The organism is Fibrobacter sp. UWB11 (genome assembly GCF_900143015.1).
Classification (GTDB): domain Bacteria; phylum Fibrobacterota; class Fibrobacteria; order Fibrobacterales; family Fibrobacteraceae; genus Fibrobacter.
The window spans coordinates 432,277-455,443 of the sequence record NZ_FSRT01000001.1; the positions used below are offsets into that span (position 1 = coordinate 432,277).

Here is a 23,167-nt window from a genome sequence, read left to right on the forward strand (position 1 = left end):
AGTTTATGAAAAATTTTTGTAAAAATTTGTGGATCTTGGGGATTCTTTGCACCTTGTGGGCGTGTTTTTTTACATCGTGTTCCGAATCCGTTGACGCTGATGGACATCCTATACTTCCACCTGATTCAAGTCGTCCCATAGTTCATAAACTTTATCCAAATGACTTGGCGAAGAATGATTCTGCTGCCGTTAACCTTGCCCGAGGAATTGCGCTTGTCGTTCATCCGGGGGCTTCTTACTCGCTTTCATTTGATATTGATACAACGCAACCTGCTCCGGAATTGCAATTGTTCCGTACTTATGATTTGAAAAATTCAAAAAATCAGGTGGGAACAGTAAGAGTTCGGACGTTGTCACCTACTATAGTCGGAAATCGATATGTTTATTCTTTTGTTTGTGAAGAAAATAAAATGTCGATATGGTTTACCACGCTTGGAGTTGACGGAGAATATTATAAAGGCAACGTAGAGAATATCAGTTTTCAGGGGCTTGGCTCTTATAGCGACCATTTCTCGATTAATTTGATTGTTGTTGGTTCTATGGTAAATACCCTAGACGGCAAGAATATTGATGAATTGTCGAGTTTTATGCTGAAACTTTTCCGTGAAAAATACTATGGTGTAACGATAGATACTCTCTATGTGCGTTATGCTCAGAATCATCCGACTTTGGGTGCGTATTATCCGGCCGATCAGCCTTGGGTGGCTGGTGTAAGTTCTGAAGATTTGTTTGTCAGTGAATTGACGGGTTGGCCCGAAGAAGGGCTTAGCAATGCGTTGAATATTGTACTTGTGCATAGCATTGGTGAAAATGATGTCATGGGCTTTTCCCGTTTGTTCTCTGGTGTGCTTGGGGCTGGCAATGAAAGTTCAGTCGTGATTGGGGAATACGTAAAAAAATCATCTAACGAATTTGAATTGCTTTCGTCGGACATCATTGCAATGACTGCAGTGCATGAAACGGGGCATTTTTTTGGACTTAGGCACACTTCTACAACGCGACGTGATCTAAACCAGACGATGACTTTGAGTGATGGCACCCCTGTCGTTGTTGGGGACTTTTCGAATATTGAAGATGGTTTGACAGATACCCCGTTTTGTGAATATATTTTAAAGAGTGGTCTTTATAAGCAGGGTGAAAATCCCGAAGGCCATGCTCGTGAACGAGGTACTTATTTGGCGAAGTCTAGCATTTATTCGTGCCCTGATCTTGATAATATCATGTTCCCGGTAACGGTTGACGAACTAGATGATGCTTCGTTTACAAAGCAACAAATGGAAATAATTCGTTCGTCATTGATGATATTCCCGCATTAAAAATGAAAGCTTCTCAATTTTCTGAAAACGCTCAGCTGATTGCGTTTGTATTGCAAAAGGGCTCCGAGTGGGACCCGAATGTTATTGAACTTCTAGAAAAGACTTGGGGTAAGATTCGCCATAAAGGGCGCCTCTTTGCGTTTGATAAGACGGATTACTACAAGCCCGAGATGGGCGAAAACTTGTATCGCGGGGTAGTTTCATTTGAAAAGGAAATTCCGCCAGAGACGATTGCCGAAGAAAAGGAACGTAGCAATGCGCTGGAGCTCACGACCGCATCGGCAGAGACTCCGGAACTGCGCCATGTAAATATCGACATCGGCTATATGGACATGGATAAGGTGGTGCTCCCAAGTTACAAGCGCGGACCGTTTAAGCTCTATGCGGGCAAGGGCGTGTGGCTTGATATGCTTTTGACGTATGCGAAGGGCGTTTTCCACCCGACTGCTTGGGCTTTTGACGATTTTATGAGGAACCCCTACCAGCACGATTTGCAGTTAATTCGCGAAAAATTCAAAAAAGCCCGAAAGGGTGGTTAGTTGTTAGTCGTTGTTCATTGGTAAATGGTCATTAGTTATTAACTAATAACTAGTAACTTAGAACTAGTAACTTGTAATTCCTAATTCCGACTTCCTAACTCCGAACTAATGAGTCAAAACCCATCTCTCAGCTCCCTGTTCTAACTTCTAAGTTCTTTTTCTTGTTATATTACAAGATGATGAATAAGAAGTCTTTACTCCTTGGTCTTTCGACCTTTGCGCTTTTGGCGTGCTATAGTCCGGATCCGTTTGTTGCGGATTATTCCGAAAATTCTGGTTCAGGCAGCGAAGAAACCGCAATCGGAAAATTATTTCCGGTAGATGGTGACGAAAATAATGCCCAGCAAACCTGCAATCCTTCGGTCTCGCAAGATACCGTGAATTTCCCGGCATCGATGCTTTGGCTCAACTTTACCAAACTTAAGGTGAATAAGCATGATGCAGGCTATTCTGTGACTGACGTAAGGCAGCATGACCGCTTGACGGTTTCGGATACCGCAAATAATGTAAAGTGGTATTTGATGATCGACGAAGATAAGGGAGAATGCCAGTTCCAGGATCCGGAATGGAGTACGCATGCGGACTACATCGTGGCTTTGCGTGGCAAGCGCTTCGATAGCAATCAGTCTTGCGGCGATGCTCTAGACTTTGGTATTTTTGCCGTGCGCACCTCGGATAAGAAAAAGTTCTGGTTCAAAGAAGAGGGGATTATCGAAGAGGCTACTCCGCATGTGTGGGTTGACCCTGCGGTAAAATCGGAAGGCGATGGCGATAATTCGTCTGTCGAGAGCTTCTTTGGAACGAAAAACGTACGCCTGACCTATATCGAGGGCGATAAGAATCCGCAAAGAAAAATCGTATTTGTGGACTATGCGAATGACGCTAAGTCTATTCGTCTGAAAAAGCCTGCGGGCCGTGAAGACTGGAATATTGACAGTCCTTTAATTTCGCCGAATGGAAATTTTGTCGTTTACAATATGAAAGACGGGGAATCGACTTGGGAAGCCTATATCCAGGAGTTGTCCGAAAATTCTAAGGCCATCAAGATTGAACGTACAAAAGACATGATGTCTGAACCGGCTCAACCGCATTGGTTTGCGTATAACGGTAGACTGTTTGTGCTGTGGACCGATTTCCCGGCCAATACATCCAAGATGCAGAACAAGGTTAAATTGCTTGAATCATCTGTTCAAGATGGTTCTGCTGGCCGTACATTGATGCGTGAAGTCCGCTTGACTGCGGGGGCCCCTTCGGATGTTGCTGTAGAATGGGTCGGTGATAATCGTGTGGTAACGACTGTGCCTATGATGGGAGGCCGTTCTCCTGATGGCAAGTTCTTGGCAACTGGTACTGACAATGCTTATTTGCTTAAGCTCCCGTGAGGTTCGACATGAAAAAGAATTTTTTGATTGAAGGTTGTTCTCTTGTCGCGCTTGCTGCGGTTGCTTTTTACGCCGGCTTTAATTCGCCTGTAACGCCAGCGACTCCGTGGGAATCTATTGGCGGTTGCGGTGCAGGCGGTTCCGGTGGCGGTTCTGGTGACGGCATCAAGTGGATTGGCCAGGGAGTTTCGGGAGGTTATCTCGAAACGGAAGTCTTTACGAAGTATAACGTGGGGCAGAATTTTTCTGCACTGACTGTGACTCCGCATTTCTCGATTAAGCCTACATGGGATACCAAAGTTGGCGTTTCGATTCCGTTCATGAGCCATCAGGGCGAAGTTCAGTATCGTAGCAATCAACCTCCGACGGATCGCACGACGGGCGGCTTCGGTGATATTTCGTTCGATTTCTCGAAGACGATTGGCAGTGGCGGTGCGGCTTCGCTTTCGGCATCTCTCACAATCCCGACGGGGCAGTACGATATCAAGCGCGGAACGGATGGCGGAAAGGAAATCTTGCCGAGCAGTTTCCAGAAAGGTAGTGGGCTTTATTCGCTTACGCTTGGATGGGACTACAGCCGCGATACGGACAAGGGAATTTGGCTTTACAGTTTGAGCTATACTCATCCGTTTGCAATGCACCTTTTCTCGGGCGAAAATGAATTTAACGACAGCTACTGGAGTGAACTCAATAAACATGGAGACCGCTTCAAGTACCGTTTCAAGCCGTATGGCGAGAACGACCTTGGTGCATTTACGCCTCCGTCCGTTGGCGGTTCTATCGCTTACGGGTATCGTGGACGTTCTGGCATTGTGCAGTCGTTTGGCGTGAACTTCTCTATTCCGCTTGGCGTGGCTTGGATTTCTTCGGAAAAGGAAGGCTCTTACGACCCGAAGCCGGATCCGGATCACCAGGCTTGGTCCATATCGCTTGTGTACGGTTTGGAATTCTCGAACCCGGATTTCCCGGTGTTCCTTGCGTTCTCGCTCCCGATTCACGACAAGGCGGGCGGTTCCGATCCTATGAACGAGTATAGCGAAAAGCCCATGAAAAAGTGGAACGCTCCGGACTGGGGTGACATTGGCCAGCAGTGGACCATCGCCGTCGGCGTTAAAGGAAGCTTCTTCTAGTAGTGTGCTAAGCGCGCGGGTGCGTTTTCTTGAATGCTTCGCGTAAGCGCTCGGCGTTCACGTGCGTGTAAATTTGCGTGGTCGAGATGTTCGAATGTCCGAGCATTTCCTTGACACTCATGATTTCGGCACCATTTTCGAGCAAGTGCGTGGCGAAACTGTGGCGCAGCACGTGCGGGCTCGCTTTACCTTCCCAGCCGATTTCTCGTAACAAATTATGGATGTCATTTCGGAGAGTGCGGACATCGTAAGGCTTTCCGTTTTCGTTTAAGAATACGGGACTTGTGATGTTTGGAGCGTGCCCAGCTTCAATTTCTGCGGCCTTGAATTGCTCCAACCAAGTGATTAACGTGTCTGTAATCGGGACGATGCGTTCCTTGTTGCCCTTACCAATCACTCGGACTAGTCTTTCTTTTATCTGTAATTGATTCCAGCAGAGGTTTTGACATTCCGAAATTCGCAGTCCAGAACCGTAAATGAGTTCGAGCAAAAGTCGTGCGCGGATTTGCTGTAATGACGGATTTTCGGGCAACTCCGGGAATTTTTCTTCGGCGAGGTCTTTCTGCCCGAGGAACGATACGAGCCGCTTGGGACGCTTGGGCATGGGAACCGCTTCGGCGGGATTCTTCTGCAAAATCTTGGAACGGACGAGGTATTTGCCAAAGCTTTTAAGAGCGGCGAGGTGTTCGCAGATGCTTGTAGGTGCGAGTTTCTGTTTGATTTTCAAATCCCACACAAAATTCTTGACGTTTGTTTCGGAAAAAGAGTCGAGCGTCACAACTTTTGAAGCCCCACTTTGGGCGGTGTGTCCATTGCTGGTAAGCATCGCGAGGTATTTTTCCAGCGATTTTCGGTATGTTTCGACAGTTCTTTCGGAATACCTGCGCTGAGTTTGCAGATATATCAAAAAATTTTGGATGTATTCGTCTAAAAGCATTGTCGTCTGTTGTTTCCACAAGAAAAAATAGTCTATATTAGTTGTCACCAAATGTCTTTTTTGAAAAAATTTATTTCTTTGCGGATTTGTTTCGCTGCCAGTGCGATTGTGTCGACCGCTTATGCTGCCGACCGCGTTGTGGGGGCGAACGCAACTCTTGATATAGAACCGGGTGCGCGTTCTGCGGCCTTGGGTTCAGCGACTTTAGCTGTTGAAGGTGATTATCTCGGACTTGGCACGAATGCGTACCAGCTTACGCAGGCGAAGTACATGTGGGCATCCTTCTCGCATACGGCCTATTACGAAGACACCAAGTATGATTACGCGTCGATGGTGATCCCGCTCCCTAAAAATCAGGGCTTGGGGGTTTCGTTCTCACGTTTTGGCGCCGATGACATTCCTTACATCCGTGAAGGCGATCCGCTGCCGGAAGGCTCGGACTACAACACGCTTTCTATTGCAGACTGGGTGTTTTCTGTCGCTTGGGGCCGTCGCATAATTGACCGATTGGACTTGGGCCTTGCGTTCCATGTGCTTTACCGCGATATGGACCAGAGCGGCTGGGGCTTCCGTGGCGATGCTAGTGCACGGTACCAGATTAAGGATGACTTTTACGTTGCTGGCCTTTTGAAAGGTTGGACTTCGTCGGCAACCTCCTGGGAGTCTGGCGAGTTTGAATATTCCTCTCCCGAATTTTACTTGGCCTTAAGCTATAGCTTGCCGGTACAATACCTCTATGGTAAGTTCAATTTCTACTGGCAGAGTGCAGGCTTTTTCCATCGTGAAGCTCGAGATTTGGATTTTGAAACCGATACTAACGGCAAACGTATTTGGGAAAATCCTCTGGATTGGCTGTCTGGCTGTCGTGGTGGTGTCGAATTTGCATTTGACTTTGGGCTTAAATTGCGTGCCGGTCTCAGCAGTTTTACGACTTTCAAGAGTGTAACGGCGGGTGCTGGTCTTACGATTGCTAAGTTCCTCGTTGTGGATTACGCATTTGAGTCGCATCCGGTGTTTTCTCCGGTGCATCGTGTGAGTGTTAGCTTTAGCCCGTACCTCTTTGGCCATAAGCCAAGAGAAGAAGGTCATTTGAGCAAAACTGCAGCTGCAAAGAAACTTGTAACCGAAGAAGAAGTACCTGCTGAAGATTTTGTGGAAGAACGTGTCCAGGAACCGGTTGCTCCGCAGGTAGAACCGGTTGTGGAAACTGTTGCTCCAGTAGATTCTGTTGTGCCTGCTGCGGATGTTCCTTTGGTGAATCCAGGTGTAAATGAGCCTAAAACATCGACGGAACCTACAACGTCGACTGTGCCACAAACGCCTGTTCAAGCGCCTGTAACTCCGGCATCCACAACTCCGATTATTGAAACGGACGACGAAATCTTGGAATAGGAGACTGCATGATGGCTGAAATAAGAAGTGTGGGTTTATTCCTTTTGCTTCCGGCTCCACTCAACCCGATTGGAGCTTTTGATGCAGAAGCGTTCAAGGCAAATTTCCGTTCCGTGCTGGAGGAAAATCCTCAAGCCAAGTTTATCGGAGTCAACCTCTCCGGGCTTGATTTTGTCTATAGCGATGCCTACAATGCCTTTATGCAGTTCCATCAGGAACTTTCTAAGCGAAAGGGAACGTTCGCTGTGCTTGCGGATAAAGAGTCTCTTGCGAAAAGTCTTAAGAAGGTGGGACTTGAACGCTTTATTCGTATCTTCATGAACGAAGCGGACATGTATTCCTATAAGCCGGTCGATAAGAAAACATCGAACGCGCCTGCTTCTATTAAACCGATTGTAATTCTTTCGCAGCCAATTCCGCAACCTGCGCCTCAACCGGTGCAAAAAACAGAGCAAAAACCAGAACCTACGCCTGAACCGAAAAAAGAGACTGTGGAAGTTCCCCAACCGCAACCGGTTGAACCGAAAATTATGGATAAGAATCCGTTGGTGGATGAAACCCCGTCGTCGAAGGGTTCTCTCGTTGCTGTATTTGTGCTCTTGCTGATTGTTGCTGCTGTTGTTTCTTATCTTGTCTTGTAATCGATGGCTGTAGAATTTTCAGAGTATCAAGGGAAAAAAAGAAGAAAGCGGGTCCGTCGCAAATTCCCGTTGATAAGGATCATTTTAGTTTTCTCCTTAATCATTGTGGCCTACACGAATGGCTGGTTCCACAAGTTGGTGGACAAACTTCCTCTGCCTGGAAATGAAGAACCGGTTCCTGTTGTTGTTGAAGAATGGATTGCCGGCTGCACGTCCTATGACGGGACCCCGTTTGAACTCCAGAAGGGCTATGCGCAGTGCTCGTGGATTGTGAACGATTCCCTCACTCTTCCAAATTCATTCTTGCGCTACGTGAAAAATTTAGCAAGTGATGGTGCTAAGATTCACTGGGTTGCATCCAAGAAAGATTTTGGCGACGCACTCCTTGTTGTTCTTGAAGATACTACCCGCAACGTTTTTTTGCACATGACGCGCGAGGATTCTTCGAAGGTTTGGATTTCGAGCAAGACCGGTTGCCTTTTCCCGGGACCGTGCCCGCATGTTCCGCTCGGATGGTCTGCACTTGCAATTGTAGACAACTTTGACTTTGAAGGCTTGGAACAATTGCTCTCGGCGGATCTCTTTAAAGGTCTTGGCGAAGCCCCGATTTACCCTGTGCTTCCGGGAATTGTGCTAGAAGCGGGCCGTGATTCGCTTGGCATGTTCGTAGAACTCAATCACGGGAATGGCATCACTTCGCGTATGTTTGGCATTGGCTCATGGAAAATGGCGCCTACAGTTGGCAAGACTCTTGGCTTTAATGATGCTGTCGGTCGCCTCTCGCCGCAGGACAGTTCCTCGTTCTTCTTGACGATTCGCCAAAATGGTTTGTTCGTGCGTTGGAAAGATTTCTACAAAGCGACCCATCCGGTAGATTCGGCCCAAATTGCTATATTCAAAAAGAATTTGCCTTTTTGAGTGAGTTTTTATGAAGCGTAAAATCGCCGCATTTTTTCGAATTTGTTTGCTTTCCTTATTGATGGCTTTGTTTGCCTCTTGCGCACAAGATGGCGATGGCCCGCTTGATGTGATGCCGAATGGGGAACGCGTTGAAGGGGACGGATATTTTTTAGCGGCAACGCTTGATTCTGGAAAAACGTTGCACTTGATATCGGATACGCTCTATGTAACGCTTTCTCAGATTTGGTCCTTTTCGAATTGTTCTCTTGCTTCGATTGACTTGAACGAAAGCGTGGAAGATTCGGTATTCGTTATTGCACCGAAAATTAGCATCAAGGTGAATACGGATGATTGCCCTGCTCCGATGTATCGCCCAGATACGACGTTCAAGATGGTAATCAAGGATTTGCCCTCGCAGGTGACAAATGTTATTGTCAAGAACGATGTGGATTCCTTGCTGGATTCAATCATGCTCCGACGTGGAGAATTGAAACGCGATACGTTCCGCATATTTATCGATTCCGCTTTTGCCGTGCCTGATTCACTCCCGCTAAGAACAAAAGAATCTCCCTCAATTGTGCGCGTGCTTGATTCCATTACTCCGCAAAAATTTTTCTGGCGAACTCTTCGTGCAAATTGCACGATGCGTGTAGACAAGTGTAATGACGTTGTTGCCGATACGATTTATCCTACAAGTTGGAGAGAAAGCGATACGGCACTTGTGCCAGTTCGTTATTCCTGTGCTTCGGCGGATTCCGTTTTCTGTTTGAATTCCAAGTGGGAATATGATTCGACTGCACTTGGAAAAGTCAATGAACGATTGGATACGATTTGGCACATGAGCACATATTATGTCGAGAATATTCCTTCTTGCGCCATGATGAATGGTTTTGTTTATGGCGGCTTTGCGTATAACAGCAAGGCGACCTTTGTGCGTGAACTTTTTGTACCTGACGAAAATGAACGTTCTTGTGGTCCATCGACAAAGAAAGATTGGATAGCCTATCGCTTGGAGAGTAATAACATCTTGACGGAAAGCGATGATGGCGAAAATAAGACGCAAATAGATAGTTTGTATAAGGTTTGGAAATCGGCTACGGTAGCTCTCGATACACTCCGCACCGATTCCACGGAGTCAAAATGATTGAATATACCTTTGCTGCTGAAATTCCTGAAGAAGACAAACAGATAATTCTCGAAAGTAAAATTTATAAGCAATGGCTTGAAGCTTCTGAAAAAAAGTTCAAGATTACAAAAGTTCATTTTGCTTCGGTTGATTACTTTAGCAAAAAGCATGTGCCGCTGTTCATCAAGCTGAATGCGACGGCATTTTTGCCGGATGGTAAGCCCGTACATGGAATTGTGCTTGTTCGTGGCCATGCCGTGGGCGTGCTTGTAGTTCTCCATTGCGAAGGCAAACGCTATTTGCTCTTGGTGCGCCAACCGCGATTTGCTATCTCGGAAACGGCATCACTCGAAATTCCCGCGGGAATTCTCGACTGGTCGGGCGACTTCCGCAAGGTGGCTCTTTCGGAACTTGAAGAAGAAGCTCAAATCAAAGCAGACGATTCTGAACTGATTGACTTGATGGACTTTTGGTACAAGGGTGCAAGTGATGGCTTTGCCGGAAGCTGTGGGCTTTTGGACGAGCGCATCCGCCTTTATGCGATTGAACGCAACGTGACGCGTGCTGAACTTGAAGCGATGGATGGCAAGAACCAGACTTATACTGACGAAAATGAATGGATACGCACGGAAGTCTTGCCTTACGAAGAGGCTGCACACAAGTTCATTGACGGAAAGAACTTTATTGCTCTGTTCTTGTACGAACGTTGGCTTCAAGCCCAGAAAGTGTACTATTAGTTTTTTTTAGTTACTAGTTCTAAGTTACTAGTTACTAGAGAAGAATTAGGACAACTGCGTCTTCTAACAACTACTGACTAACGACTATTGACCAACAACTAAAAAATCAAATTATTGATTGTCAGTCCTGCAAAGAACAGGATCAAGTATCCGTACCAGAGACCTGTCGGAACGTAGTTCCAGATACGCTTGTATTTTTTCGGCTCATCCTTATTTTTATCCTTGATGCGGATAATGTTTTTCTTGAGATAAAAACCGCAGAGTGCAAGACCTGCGATGCTGATAAGAATGAGAAGTACGTATACCATATTTTAAATATAGCATAATGCGAGAGTCGCGACAATTTTGCTTGCAAAAATTGTCATGACCAAGCAGTGCAGTATGCACTTTAGCGGAGTACCATATAGCATATTGGTAAAAAAATTATATATTAAGTACAAACTTTTATTCAGTGCTAGAGCGAGTTTTTTTTCGCTGTGGCTATAATAAGGAGGAACAATGAATAGGAATAAAAGAAATATGGCACTAATAGTGCCAATTATGGTGTTTTTGGCCGCTTGTGCAGAAGATGATCCTGCGCCAGATGGTTTTGTTAATGGACCTCAGCAAAAAACGACCTGCCCTACGGATGGTGCTAAACCTCTTGCGAAAGAGGGGGCTAATGTCGATGCGTCTTCGCTTAGTTTAGATGTCGTTATTCGCGATTTCCAGCAGAATCATCCAGATTTTGAAAACTTCTCGGAAGAAGCGGTAGATCATTTGGATGATATCTATAACTATGAGACTGCGACCGGTGCAGCCATGAAAGCATTTGGTTTTGATGAAGATTGGTATGCGGCAACGTCTTACCACAATACATGCGGTAACATGTACACTTTCGAAAAATTTGGGGCGGGGATTCAAATAGGTGTTGATGGCCTGCCGATGCAGGTGAATCCCTTTTTGCCATCGTATTTGCAGCAGGTTTCTACGGGCCCGGTCCTAGAATACGGGGAATGTGCTGAGACTGCGACTGCAATATCGGGGCCTAGGTTTTTGCGCGGCTACAAAAATGCTCTTGATAACGTGAATGGCACAAAGTGCCCTGGTGGGAAAAATAATTGGGCAAATCCGGTTGTTTACACACCTGGCATGGTGGATCCTTATTTGCTATTTACGAAGTTGGATAATAACGAGAGCCTTAATATGTATGAAGGGGTTGTCGTTCAAAAGTTGAATGAACGCTGTGACAACAGAAATTTTGATCAGTGGTTTGCTGATGTGCCTACTGTAAACAAGCGCATCAATATGGTCCTTGATCTTTCGAAGTCTTCAGACGAAAATAATGACTTTGTTTACAATTTTAATTCCAACAATGGAGGGTTCTTCCCGCTAGATAGTGTGAATCCGGTGAATCGAGAATGGGTGATGGCAAAACCTTGTAATCCGTCCATCCAGCCGACGGGTTCTTGTGAAATTTTTGAACCTCAATCGCTTTCCATATTCTGCCCACCTTACAAGTATCAGTATGCTCCAACTCAGCAGGATTTGTATGGTCAGAGTACCGCTAAGCTTTGTGCAGACTGGCTCAATGCGGGTGGTCCGCGTGCCGTAAATTCCGAAGGTACTGGACATAGTGCCGCTTTGCAGGCTGTTACAATGAACGGAGCTCTTGGCTTGCAACACTTCCGCAATTATGGCTTTACCATGATGGGGTATATGAATTTCCAGTACAAGGCATCAAACCAGTTGCCTGAACCGGAAGTGCTGAAGTTTATTAGTAGTGGTGACTTGTGGGTGTTTGTTGATGGCGTTTTGGTTGTTGACTTGGGCGGTACACACTTACCTGCTCCGGGTAGCGTGAACATTCAGACTCTTGCTCAAAATAATCATGGTTGCCATGTCGGAGAACCTTTGGCCGCGTATTCAAGTTGCAAAGGTGCATCCGATGTAACGGGCTGGGCAGATGGATCCTCTCACCATTTGCATTTCTTTGTCGCTAACCGTCAGACCGAAATTTCTGATTTCTCGATGTCGCTCCCCTCGTCTTTTGTTGCAAGTGCCAGTGAAATTTCATATTCCGGCGAAGCGGAGAAGAAGGGTGAGGAAAGCGATGGTTGCGCATATTAACTTTTAATGGTTATAGAAAATAGGGGCCCTTTCGGGGGCCTTTATTGTTTTTTTCTATTTTTTTAATTATGAAACAGTTATTTACTTTTTTGTCAATTTTGTTGATGCTTGCAACAAGTTCGTTTGCAACTTATGTCGCAGTGCTTGAAACGGCGGCCGATGGCAGTGCCAAGGATAGTGTGCCATTTTTGGACCGCCAGTACCTTACTAACGTATTGCGTGAGCAGGCTGTCAAGGAACTCCCTGCGGTGCAGAATTACACCATCATGACTCGCGAAAACATCCAGCAGATGTTGCCACCGAGTAAATCCATCGAGGACTGCGAAGGTAGCTGCCTTGTAGAAACGGGGAAGAATATTGCTGCCGATTATGTTTGCCAAGCTCGCGTGGGCCGCTTTGGAAATTCGCTTACGCTTTCGGCTGAACTTTACGAGACTGCGGGGAATAAGCTTATTGCAAGTTTCAACGGACGTGGTTCTGATGTGAATGAACTTCTGGCTGTTATTGAAGCGAAATCTCCTGAATTTTTCCATAGCGTTAAAGAATTGGAAATGTTCAAAAGAGGTAAGGTCGATAATTCTGTAGTTAAAGAAACGGCTACTGTAGATTCGGCTGTTGCTCCATTGCCGGATCCGACACCTGCTAAAGTTCCTGTTGTTGAAACTCCGCTTGTTGCAAAAGAAGCGGTGAGTGAAAATAAAGTTGGTGCAAGTATCCCCGCGAATGTTGGGGCGCAGGCTCCGGTGAAAGAACAGTCCGCAAAGAAAGGTATCCATTGGGTACCGCTAAGCATCAGCGCTGTTGCGACTGTAACAGGTGTTGTGCTTGCTGTGGTCGGAAACAGCAAGGCGAAGAATGCTTCCGAGAAAAAGTATTCTACAGAAACTGAATACAAGAAGAATCACGATGACGCTAAATCCGGGCAGACATTGCGTGGCGTGGGTATTGGTATTGCGATTGCCGGTGCTGTTGGTATTGGGCTTAGCTTTGCGTTCTAGGAGGGAATGATGTTAGACGAGAGACGAAAGACTAGAGACGAGAGAACGGGTGAAACTTTACAGATGAAATACGAGAGAAAAAACGTCATTGCGAGCGTAGCGAAGCAATCTATAATTATTTTATCCGTAGCGTTTTTCTTTTCTGCTTGTACGGATTACGTCTCGCAAATGGAAGATGATTTTGAGGGTTGGAAAAAGGCTCATTCAGAAATAGAATCGGATGAATCCTCGTCTAGCGTTGCTGAATCCAGTAGTAGTGAACCAGTTTCATCGTCTAGTGTAAAATCGAATGGCTCTGATGGAGACTACGATTGTTCTGTGTCTGATGGCGTGAAAGTTGTTTATCCTGCCGGTGGCGAAAAATTCAAGGTTGGGCAAACGATTGATGTTGTGTTTGGAACATCTGTAGAAGATAATGGCTACCGCATCATCTTCAAGAACGGAACTTCTGATCAGGGCTTTGATTTGCTCGATGTTACTTACGACGCTGTAATGGATGGCAAGACTTGTAACGAAGTGAAGGTCAAGCTCTCTGCCGACTTGGGTGTTGAACCGACTATGCACGGCATTATCCGCGTTGCTCCGTACAGTAGGCAGAACAAGGGCGCAAATTCGAAAGAATTTGTGGTTGAAAAAGGATTAAATGAAGAATCGTCATCGTCATCAATAGTGTCGTCTTCTTCTGCGGCTATTTCGTCGTCTTCAGTAAGTAGCTCTTCGATAATAACATTGGCATCTGGCGCAGTTGTCCAAAAAGATGTTTCGCTTTATTGGGATGATTATTCGGAATCATATGATATTGTAACGATTGGTTCTCAGACATGGATGGCAGAAAATCTTTATTCTCAATATATGTCTCCTTACTGTTTCCAGAACCGAACAGACTATTGCGAAATGTATGGTCGTCTTTATACGTTCAGTCTGACGGAGGATGCTTGCCCCGATGGATGGCATGTGCCGGATACGACGGACTGGAAAATTTTACTTGAAGTCGTTGGTAATAAATCTGCTAAAAAGCTCAAGTCTGAACAGTGGGCGGGTTCGGATGAATTCGGATTTGGAGTTCTTCCTGCTGGCTCTGGCAAAGTTAGTGATGATTGGAAACAGAGTTACGATGCCTCAGAATCATGTTTCTGGACTAGTAGCGAAACAGATGGAGAAAATGTGGCTGTTCTGTGTTTCTCTTCCGATGAAAACGAGGCTAAGTGGCAGAAAAGGTCAAAAACGTCCTTGTATTCTATTCGCTGCATTAAGGGCGAAAAAAAGACGGTTGCCAAGTCGTCAAGCAGCTCAGTGCAGTCCTCTTCGTCATTCTCTGTTTCGAAGCTGTCCGCAACGATTCTAGGCGATTCCTACTCGGTTGTTGATTTTAATGCCGAGGAAGGGAACATGAATCTTCATCAAAAATGGATGGCGGAAAACTTGCAGTATTGGGATGATAGCTTTACGTCAACAGAAAAAACGTGCTTTGATGATTATTATGCTTATGAACGAGATAATGGCGTTGATCTTTGCAAAAAATATGGGCGCTATTATAATACAGAGGAGGCTCTTTTCATCCATAGGCTGTCTACGGATCCGAATGATTGCTGGGTCTTGCCGGATTCGCAAGAAGTTAAGGAACTGATAGGTATCGTTGGTCATGATATAACAAAACTTTATTCTGAAGAAATGGGTGGGAACAACGAATCTAAGTTTAATCTTCTCCCAGCTGGTTACTACGATCGTGATGCTTTGTTTTTGAGTTTGACGGGCAATAAAAGACTTAAAACTTGTTTTTGGATACGGTTAAATAGTCCGAGTAATCCAAGTAAATTGGCCGCTTACTGCTTCTATGAAAATGGCGAATCTTCAAAGTCTGAGATGACGGACGATGTTCGAAAAGCTCGTCTCCCCATCCGCCTTATATACGATCGGAATTATTGCCTCACGCATTGATAAATTTTATACTCTTGTCACTAATTAGCCCCTATTTTTATAATAGCGGTTGCCTGAGTGCGAAAAAATTTCTCTATTTGTATCGGTTTTTAGACTGTTCGTGGATTTTTTCCGTTGAAACCCCGGATTTTGGTCCAAAAGGTTTCTGGAGAAGGTCCGTAAGCGAACGTCTATTTTAATATAAGAGGTTTATTTGGTCGCCCAAGAAAAACTGAATTCTCTCATTGCCGACGCCTGCAAGTCTGCATCTGTGACGCTTGTAGAAGCTGATGTATTCCGTGCCGGCAAGCGCAAGACATTGCGGATTTTTATCGACAAGCCCGAAGGTGTTACTATCGATGACTGCACGAACGTGAGTCATTTCCTTTCGGATGCGCTGGACCTGGATCCCGAGTTGATCGAAGGCGCTTATACGCTTGAGGTTTCTTCTCCGGGAATAGACCGCCCCCTCAAGTCTATGGCGGATTTTAACCGCAACAAGGGCCGTTTGCTCCGCGTGACCCGCTCGACGGGTAAGCCAGTGACGGGTGAACTTTTAGATGCCGACGAAGAAAATTTGAAGCTCAAGCTCAAGGGCAATGCCGGCGAAATCGTCATACCGAGGTCCGAGGTGCTTTCAGCCAAGGTCGAAGTAGAAATTAAATAGGAAGGTCAACTTATGAAGAACGAACCGAAAGTTAACTTGCTCGACGTGCTCAAGGACGTCGTTGAAGACAAGAGTGTCGATGATTCCGTGATTTTGGATGCCCTCAAGAAGGCTCTTATTTCTGCGGCTCGCAAGTATTTGCACATCGAAAAGAAAATCAACGTCGATATCGACATGGAAACAAACGAAGTCCATGTGTTCTTGAACGTTGAAGTTGTGGACGACTATCCGGACTACGACCCGAACATGACTGCCGAAGAAGTTGCTGAAATGGACGAAGGCTACATGCTCGTCGAAGAAGCTCGCGACTTTAACGAAGACGCTCAGGCAGGCGACAGCCTTTATATGGAACTCCCGACCTCCTCCTTCGGTCGTCAGGCAATCCAGACTGCAAAGCAGCTTTTGACCCAGCACATCCGTAGCGCTGAATGCCAGCGCATTATGGACATCTACCGCAGCCGCATCGGTACGATCATCAACGGTACGGTGCTTCGTTTAGAACAACGTAATGTTATCGTAGACCTTGGCAACAAGATTGAAGCAGAACTCCCGGCTCGCGAACAGATTCCGCACGAACGTTTGACTCAGGGCGCTTCTGTGAAGGCTGTGATTGCTCGCGTCGAAGAATCTACGAAGAGCGGTGCTCAGGTTATTTTGTCTAGATCTAATGCAGACTTCCTCAAGGCCTTGCTCCGTCAGGAAGTTCCGGAAATTTACGAAGGCACTGTCGAAATCAAGGCTGTGGCTCGTGATTCCAAGAATCGTCGTGCAAAGATCGCTGTTTACTCTCGCGATGAAAAGATTGACCCGGTTGGCGCTTGCGTCGGCATGAAGGGTGCTCGCGTACAGACGATTGTCCGCGAACTCGGCAACGAACGTATCGACATCGTTCACTGGGACGAAAACTTCGACGTGTTCGTTCAGCGTTCCTTGGCTCCGGCATCTGTCCTCAAGATGTTCCCGGTTCCAGATACGGACCGTATCGTGATCATCGTGGATGACGAAAACCTCGCACAGGCTATCGGTAAGGGTGGCCAGAACGTGGAACTCGCCGGTCGCTTGGTGGATCGCAAGCTCGATGTTCATGGAGAACAGGAATGGTCTCAGATGGACGAAGAAGCCAAGAACAACATCCTTGCTCCGAACTATGAGGATGAAAGAAGAATGAGAGCGAAGCGTATGGACGAAGACAGAAAGGCAAAGGCCGCTGCTGTCAAGAAGGACGTGAACGCTTAAAAACTTTTGCGCAGGGCAAATAGTTTAACGGAAGAATAAGAAAAGGAATTGAATAGGCTATTCATGACGAATGAATCTCAAATGAAACCTAAGGATTGGGCTGATGCTCATGGATTGAAGGTTGATGTGGTGATGAAGCTGCTCCGCGATGCAGGTGTTGCAGTTCGTACCCATATGTCCAAATTGGATATGGCAGACTTTGAAAAGATTGAGGAGGCTGCCGCTGCCGAAAAACAGAAGCAGGATGCCCGTAACAAGAATCTCAAGAGGCCGACCGCTTCTGAATCTGATTCTTCCGCTTCCGCTCCTGCAAAGAAGAAGGAAACGTCGGTTGCGACGAACAAGCTCGGTTTGAAGGTGAGCCTTAAGAAAGGCCCGGGTGCCCGCAAGGATGCTCCGAAGGCTGTCGCAAAACAGGATCCGAAGTCCCCGATAGCAAAGCCTGCTGCACCGGCTGCTGTAAAGCCCGCTGCTCCCGCTCCGGCTGCTGCTCCAGCCGCACCTGCTGTCGCTCCGAAGCCTGCTCCTGCACCGGTCGCAAAACCGGCTGCACCTGCAACACCGGCAACTGCCGCAGCTCCCGCTCCGGCAGCAAATCCGGCCCCGGCTCAATCCGCTCCGGCGCCGAAGCCTGCAGCTCCCGCGCCTGCTCAAACAGCCCCGGCAAAGCCTGCCGCACCGGTTGCTCCGAAGCCAGCTGCACCTGCTCCGGCCGCTGCAAAGCCCGCTGCTCCGCAGCCGACTATGATGTCTGCTTCTACAGAACTCAAGCAGCCGCCGATGAAGGCTCAGGTCTTCAAGCCCGATGCCGCAATCCTCGCTCGTATCGAAAAGTCTCGCCAGCAGGCTCAGGCCGCTCGCAACAACCATCGTCCGAATGGCGGCAACCGCAATGGCGGCAACGGTCAGGGTTACACGGGTACGTTTGGCCGTCTTTCTAACAACGGCAACGGCGGTAACGACAACCGCAACAATAACAACAATAATCGTCGCCCGAACGGCGGTAACGCTAGCAGCAGTAGCCGCGGCTATACCGGACGCAACGGCGGATTCTCCAGCGGTTCCATGCAGGAAGCTTTCAATGCTTCCAACAGCAATAACCAGGCTCTTGGCCAGAATCAGAACGGCAAGGGCAATGGCAAGGGCCAGAACGGCCGCCATGGCAACGACAAGAACCGTCGCAGCAATACTAAAGACCGTCAGGAAATGCAGAGAGAACAGCAGCAGGAAGCCGTACGTCAGAACGTTTCCCGCGTGATGGCCTCCCTCTCCAAGAACCCGGTCAAGAAAGTTTATCACAAGGATCACTCCGAAAACAATACGGGTGAAGAAAAGAAGATCCTCAAGACTTCTGACTTCATTACCGTGGGCGAACTCGCTGGTCTTATGGACCAGATGCCGGCACGCGTCATTGCAAAGTGCATGGAAATGGGCATGATGGTGACCATCAATGCTCGCCTTGATTTCGAAACGATCCAGATTTTGGCTGATGAATTCGGTTACGAAGCTCAGCTGATGGAAGAATACGAAGAAGAAGCTCTCGGCATCGAGGAAGAATCTCAGGAAAATCTCCAGCCGCGTCATCCGGTGGTTACTGTTATGGGCCACGTTGACCACGGTAAGACTTCTCTCCTCGACTGGATTCGTAAGACCCACGTGGTGTCCGGCGAATCGGGTGGCATTACGCAGCACATCGGTGCATACGAAGTCACCACCAAGCAGGGTAAGGTTACCTTCCTCGATACTCCGGGTCACGAAGCCTTCAGTGCTATGCGTGCTCGCGGTTCCCAGGTGACCGACGTTATCGTTCTCGTCGTGGCAGCTGACTCCATGGTCATGCCGCAGACGGTTGAATGTATTGAACTTGCAAAGCGCGAAAACGTCCCGATGGTCGTCGCCATTACAAAGATGGACCTCCCGACCGCAAACCCGGACAAGATTCGCGCCCAGCTCGCAGAACGCGGTGTGGAAGTCGAACAGTGGGGTGGTCAGACCAGCTGTATCGAAGTTTCTGCACGTACGGGTCAGGGCATGGATGTCCTCCTCGAAACGCTTGCTCTCGAAGCTGAAATTCTTGAACTTAAGGCCAATCCGGATACGCACGCCCGTGGCGCTGTCGTTGAATCCAAGCTTGACGTGGGTAAGGGTTCTATGGCAACGATCCTCGTGCAGAACGGTACACTCCATGTGGGTGACCCGTTTGTTTGCGGTATCTACGCTGGTCGTGTCCGTGCCATGTTCAATGAACGTGGTGTCCAGTTGAAGGAAGTTCCGCCTTCTGCTCCGTGCCAGGTGCTCGGCTTTGACGGTACTCCGCAGGCTGGTGACGAACTTGTCGTGGTGGAAGACGAAAAGACCGCACGTGAAATTGCTTCCAAGCGCCGTATGGCTGCTCGTGAACGCGATCTCCGCGCCCGTAAGACGGTCTCTCTCGAAAACTCCTTCAACGCAAAGAAGGAAGGTACGCTCTCCGAACTCAACCTCATCGTCAAGGCCGACGTGGGTGGTTCTGCAGAAGCTTTGGCCGCTTCCCTCGAAAAGCTTACCAACAAGGAAGTCCGCGTCAACATCATCCGCAAGGGTGTGGGTACGATTACGGAATCCGATATCCTGTTTGCAACGACCGCACAGGCAATCATTATTTCCTTCCACCTTATGCCGTCTCTCGCTGTCCGCGAAATGGCTCAGAAGGAAGGCATCGAAATCCGCAACTACCGCGTGATTTACGACTGCATTGAAGATATCAAGAACGCTGTGGAAGGCCTCCTCAAGCCGATTATGCGCGAAGAACTCGTTGGCGAAGCCGAAATCCGTCAGGTGTTCAAGGTCCCGAAGGTTGGTCTCATCGCTGGCTGTATGGTTACCGACGGCGAAGTCGACCGCACAAGCCATGTCCGCGTTTACCGCAATGGTATCGAACTCGGTACGACTGTGGTCCAGTCCTTGAAGCGCATGAAGGACGACGTCAAGTCTGTCGCTCGTGGCTTCGAGTGCGGTATCGGCCTCAAGGGTTACGACGATATCAAGGAAGGCGATAGCCTCATCTTCTTCAAGGAAGTCAAGGTCGCCCGTACGTTGGAAGACGTTGCCCGCGAAGAAGCTGAAGAAAAGCTCAAGGCTGCAGCAGCCACTGAAGCAAAGAAGGAAGACGCTTAATGACTCGTAGAACCGATAGATTGGGCGAGCAGTTCCGTGAAGAAATCTCCAAGCTCATTCAAAAGGGCTTGAAGGATCCGCGCGTGAGCACTCTCGCGAGCATTACCCGTGTGGACATTACCGAAGACTTGAGCTATGCAAAGGCCCTCGTTTCGGTGATGGGTTCCGATAAAGAAAAGCGTGATACGCTTGTCGGACTCAACAATTCCGCCGGCTTTATCCGTGGCGTCTTGGGCAAGGCTTTGAAGATTTTCAAGGTTCCGGAGCTCAAGTTCGTTCTTGACGAAAATCTCGAACATGCCATGCACATTGAAGAAATCCTTGCAGAACTGAAGCAGAAAGGGGAACTTTAATTGTCCTCTTCCGGCTTCGTCCTCTTGGACAAAATTGCAGGTGAAACATCTTTTAAGGCCCTTTTCCCTCTGAAAAGGGTCTTTTGTACTAAACGCGTGGGCCATGCAGGTACGCTCGATTTGCGTGCAAGCGGGCTCATTATTGCCGCTACGGGTCGTGCAACGCGCCTTTTGCCTTACATTGAGGCGAAGGACAAGTGCTATACGTTCAGGCTCCACCTTGGCTATGAAACCGACACCCTGGAATGGGACGGGGAAGTGGTTAAGGTAGACGACAAATGCGTGGGGCGAGAGTCGCAGCCATGCTTGCATGGATATGACCGAGCCCAGCATTTGGGACTTGAGCAAAGCGAAAGTCCAAAGACGAGAGACGAGAGTAGTTGTCATCCTGGAGCCGAAGGCGATAGGATCCAGTGCGGAGTGCCATCGGTGACGCGTGCGGACCTCGAAGCGGTTTTGCCGCAGTTCATTGGCGACATTGACCAGGTTCCGCCGAATTACAGTGCTGTGAAAATCGACGGCCATCGCGCAAGCGACTTGGCGAATCGCGGTCGTGAAATTGAACTTAAGCCTCGCCGCATCCATATCGAATCGCTCAAAGTTGTGGGCGAGGGCAAGGTTACGGAAGGCTGTACCGGTAAGAGCTTTGCCACGTTTGATTTGGAATGCAACTGTAGCAAGGGAACGTACATCCGCTCGCTCGGTCGTGATTTGGCTCGTGCGCTCGGAACGTGCGGCTGTGTCTCAATGATCCGCCGCCATCGCATTGGTAATGTGACTGTGGATCGCGCTGTTCGCGGGGACGCTCTTACGCCGGAACATTTGCTCCCTGTGGACCAGGTGCTTGATTTTCCGGTGGTCCGTTTGAATGACGACCAGGTGAAAGCGATTCGTTTAGGAAATTGGGTGCCGTGGCGCACTCCTGTTGAAAATTTAAGCACGACGCCTGGGTCGGAAAAGTTTGTCTTTACCGCCGATAAAGATGGCGCTGTGATTGGGCTTGGCGTTTATGACCCGGGCCGCATTTGCCCCAAGTTCTTTTTAGGTGATGATTAAATGAAACGCGCTGTGACAATGGGTAATTTTGACGGATGCCATTTGGGACACCAGGCGCTTTTCCGCACGCTGAAAGCGGTTGCGGAAGTGAACCATTTGCAGCCGACGGTCATCAGCTTTGAACCGCATTCCAATTACGTTTTGCGAGGACCGGGCGATCCGTTGCTCCTCACGACGACCGAAGAAAAACGCGAGTTCGTCGAGAGCCTTGGCATTGAATTTTTGGTATTGCCGTTCACGCATGAATTGGCAAAACTCCCGTTTGATAAATTTGTCCGCACGGAATTGATTGAAAAGCGCGAAGTTGTCTCGATGTTCTTTGGACATGACCATTGCTTTGGCGCAGGCGGCAAGGGCAATTATGAGACGATTACCGCTGCGTTCCCGGAACTCTCGACGCAGATGCTTTCGATGGTGTTGCACAAGGGCGAACGCGTGAGCTCTTCTGCCGTGCGCAATGCACTTTTGAATGGCGATGTGGACCGTGCGCAGACTTATCTTGGCCGCCCGTATCGCTTGTCTGGAACGGTCGTGGTCGGCAAACGCCTTGGTCATACGATCGGATTCCCGACAGCCAATGTGCAGATGGAACAGTACAAGTTTTTGCCGAAAGGTGGCGTATATGTCGCAAGCGCAAGGCTTTCGGACGGTCGCATTTTCCGCTCTGTCGTGAACATCGGAACGCAACCGACAACGCCCGGAACGCATAACCTTGCGGTCGAAGCGTATCTGCTTGACTTTAACGAAGACATTTACGGCCAGCACTTAGCGCTGGACTTGCTCGCCTTCTTGCGCCCTGAAAAGAAATTCGCAAGCATCGAAGATTTAGTGCGCCAGATTGGCATGGACGCGGACACCGCCAAGAATTACAACGGAAATCACTGGGCGGAGTAGAGAACTAGCACTTTTGTGCATGCTCGTTTTTTGCTTTCCCGGTGAAATTTGTGCTCGTTATCTTGAATACTGTTACGGTGGCGGCTTGTTCGGGAGTGAATTCGAACTTGTGCGGGATCGCGGATTGCGTGGAATGCGCGGAACTTGTGGATTGCGAATACTGCGCGGAATCTGGGTGGTGCGGCGCAGCGGCTTGCCGTTCCATCAGGAGTGAGAGGCCGCGGCATTTTTCGGCGATATCCTCGACGATTTCGGCTTTGCCTTGCCCGACAACGCTTGCGTAAAAGCGCCCGCTTTTGCAATAGGCTTCTTCGTGAATCTCGATGCGGTTTTCGACGCACATGCTGAATGCAACATTTGGATTTTTGCGAATGCAGTCGAGTTTTTTGCCGACATGCGCACAATGGAAATACAGTTCTAGAACGCCGCTGTTTAGATTATATCCGAACGACAGCGGAATCACGTAAGGCATGCTTGCATCTGCATCATCCGTCATTGCTACATGACAAGTCGTGCATTGCTCGATGATCTTTGCGATGTTTTCGTCGCCTAAAACTTCTCTGTCCTTGCGCCGCATTTTACCTCAACTTTTTTACGCTGTTTGTATTTTAAATATAATCATTCAAAGGTGTTATAATTCGTGAGGTCGCAATTTGCGACTTTACGGATTTTTAAAAGTCT

The 23,167-nt window shown here is 48.0% G+C and carries 21 protein-coding genes; 18 read left to right on the forward strand and 3 right to left on the reverse strand.

Annotation, left to right across the window (positions count from 1 at the left end):
- The first annotated feature begins 5 nt into the window (after nt 1-5).
- From BUQ91_RS02005 to BUQ91_RS02020, 4 genes are all read left to right on the forward strand, one after another.
- Nucleotides 6-1,316, forward strand: a complete 1,311-nt coding sequence (locus BUQ91_RS02005) for a hypothetical protein (protein WP_074207959.1) — start codon at nt 6-8, stop codon at nt 1,314-1,316.
- Between the two features lie 2 nt (nt 1,317-1,318).
- Nucleotides 1,319-1,855, forward strand: coding sequence for a DUF4416 family protein (locus BUQ91_RS02010; RefSeq protein ID WP_074207960.1), 537 nt, complete (start codon nt 1,319-1,321; stop codon nt 1,853-1,855).
- A 176-nt stretch (nt 1,856-2,031) separates the two neighbouring features.
- A complete protein-coding gene (locus tag BUQ91_RS02015) occupies nt 2,032-3,237 on the forward strand; it encodes a hypothetical protein (RefSeq protein WP_074207961.1) in 1,206 nt (401 codons plus the stop codon).
- 8 nt (nt 3,238-3,245) lie between these two features.
- Complete coding sequence (locus BUQ91_RS02020) at nt 3,246-4,367, forward strand: hypothetical protein (protein ID WP_072827400.1); 1,122 nt, start codon at nt 3,246-3,248, stop codon at nt 4,365-4,367.
- A gap of 7 nt (nt 4,368-4,374) precedes the next feature.
- On the opposite strand, the gene BUQ91_RS02025 is transcribed toward BUQ91_RS02020, so the two are convergent.
- On the reverse strand, nt 4,375-5,304 hold the full coding sequence (locus tag BUQ91_RS02025) for a tyrosine-type recombinase/integrase (protein WP_074207962.1): 930 nt from the start codon (nt 5,302-5,304) through the stop codon (nt 4,375-4,377).
- 51 nt (nt 5,305-5,355) lie between these two features.
- Between BUQ91_RS02025 and BUQ91_RS02030 the strand changes: the two genes are divergently transcribed.
- The 5 genes from BUQ91_RS02030 to BUQ91_RS02050 all read left to right on the forward strand — a co-directional run bounded on the left by BUQ91_RS02030 (nt 5,356) and on the right by BUQ91_RS02050 (nt 10,100).
- Nucleotides 5,356-6,696 carry a PorV/PorQ family protein gene (locus BUQ91_RS02030; RefSeq protein ID WP_074207963.1) on the forward strand — a complete coding sequence of 447 codons (1,341 nt, stop codon included), beginning with the start codon at nt 5,356-5,358 and terminating at the stop codon, nt 6,694-6,696.
- Nucleotides 6,697-6,704: 8 nt separating this feature from the next.
- Nucleotides 6,705-7,337 (forward strand): STAS domain-containing protein, encoded by a 633-nt coding sequence (locus tag BUQ91_RS02035; RefSeq protein ID WP_254794310.1) that lies wholly within the window; start codon nt 6,705-6,707, stop codon nt 7,335-7,337.
- 105 nt (nt 7,338-7,442) lie between these two features.
- Nucleotides 7,443-8,255: a M23 family metallopeptidase gene (locus BUQ91_RS02040; RefSeq protein ID WP_254794309.1), complete on the forward strand. Its 813-nt coding sequence runs from the start codon at nt 7,443-7,445 to the stop codon at nt 8,253-8,255.
- A gap of 10 nt (nt 8,256-8,265) precedes the next feature.
- Entirely contained in the window at nt 8,266-9,381 is a 1,116-nt protein-coding gene (locus tag BUQ91_RS02045) for a hypothetical protein (protein WP_074207964.1), read from the forward strand.
- The gene (locus BUQ91_RS02050; RefSeq protein ID WP_074207965.1) at nt 9,378-10,100 is read left to right on the forward strand and encodes an NUDIX domain-containing protein; all 723 of its coding nucleotides are present in this window, start codon (nt 9,378-9,380) and stop codon (nt 10,098-10,100) included. The genes BUQ91_RS02045 and BUQ91_RS02050 overlap by 4 nt, the downstream gene beginning before the upstream one ends.
- Nucleotides 10,101-10,198: 98 nt before the next feature.
- Here the strand turns inward: BUQ91_RS02050 and BUQ91_RS02055 are convergent, their stop codons facing one another.
- Nucleotides 10,199-10,408, reverse strand: a complete 210-nt coding sequence (locus tag BUQ91_RS02055) for a hypothetical protein (RefSeq protein ID WP_072827395.1) — start codon at nt 10,406-10,408, stop codon at nt 10,199-10,201.
- 211 nt (nt 10,409-10,619) lie between these two features.
- Here BUQ91_RS02055 and BUQ91_RS02060 point away from each other — a divergent pair, with 211 nt between their 5' ends.
- The 9 genes from BUQ91_RS02060 (at nt 10,620) to ribF (ending at nt 22,486) form a co-directional block, all read left to right on the forward strand.
- Entirely contained in the window at nt 10,620-12,209 is a 1,590-nt protein-coding gene (locus BUQ91_RS02060) for a fibro-slime domain-containing protein (protein WP_254842208.1), read from the forward strand.
- A gap of 68 nt (nt 12,210-12,277) precedes the next feature.
- Nucleotides 12,278-13,207 carry a hypothetical protein gene (locus BUQ91_RS02065; protein ID WP_074207966.1) on the forward strand — a complete coding sequence of 310 codons (930 nt, stop codon included), beginning with the start codon at nt 12,278-12,280 and terminating at the stop codon, nt 13,205-13,207.
- A gap of 168 nt (nt 13,208-13,375) precedes the next feature.
- Nucleotides 13,376-15,145, forward strand: a complete 1,770-nt coding sequence (locus BUQ91_RS02070; protein ID WP_175566586.1) for an FISUMP domain-containing protein — start codon at nt 13,376-13,378, stop codon at nt 15,143-15,145.
- A gap of 193 nt (nt 15,146-15,338) precedes the next feature.
- Nucleotides 15,339-15,791 (forward strand): ribosome maturation factor RimP, encoded by a 453-nt coding sequence (gene rimP / locus BUQ91_RS02075; RefSeq protein ID WP_074207968.1) that lies wholly within the window; start codon nt 15,339-15,341, stop codon nt 15,789-15,791.
- Between the two features lie 12 nt (nt 15,792-15,803).
- Complete coding sequence (gene nusA, locus BUQ91_RS02080) at nt 15,804-17,027, forward strand: transcription termination factor NusA (protein ID WP_072827391.1); 1,224 nt, start codon at nt 15,804-15,806, stop codon at nt 17,025-17,027.
- An 81-nt stretch (nt 17,028-17,108) separates the two neighbouring features.
- Nucleotides 17,109-20,183: a translation initiation factor IF-2 gene (gene infB, locus BUQ91_RS02085; RefSeq protein ID WP_254842209.1), complete on the forward strand. Its 3,075-nt coding sequence runs from the start codon at nt 17,109-17,111 to the stop codon at nt 20,181-20,183.
- Complete coding sequence (gene rbfA / locus BUQ91_RS02090) at nt 20,183-20,536, forward strand: 30S ribosome-binding factor RbfA (RefSeq protein ID WP_014546935.1); 354 nt, start codon at nt 20,183-20,185, stop codon at nt 20,534-20,536. The genes infB and rbfA overlap by 1 nt, the downstream gene beginning before the upstream one ends.
- Before the next feature lie 96 nt (nt 20,537-20,632).
- Nucleotides 20,633-21,592, forward strand: coding sequence for a tRNA pseudouridine synthase B (locus tag BUQ91_RS02095; RefSeq protein WP_254842210.1), 960 nt, complete (start codon nt 20,633-20,635; stop codon nt 21,590-21,592).
- The gene (gene ribF, locus BUQ91_RS02100; RefSeq protein ID WP_074207971.1) at nt 21,593-22,486 is read left to right on the forward strand and encodes a riboflavin biosynthesis protein RibF; all 894 of its coding nucleotides are present in this window, start codon (nt 21,593-21,595) and stop codon (nt 22,484-22,486) included.
- A gap of 4 nt (nt 22,487-22,490) precedes the next feature.
- Here the strand turns inward: ribF and BUQ91_RS02105 are convergent, their stop codons facing one another.
- A complete protein-coding gene (locus BUQ91_RS02105) occupies nt 22,491-23,063 on the reverse strand; it encodes a pyridoxamine 5'-phosphate oxidase family protein (protein ID WP_074207972.1) in 573 nt (190 codons plus the stop codon).
- Nucleotides 23,064-23,167: the final 104 nt, after the last annotated feature.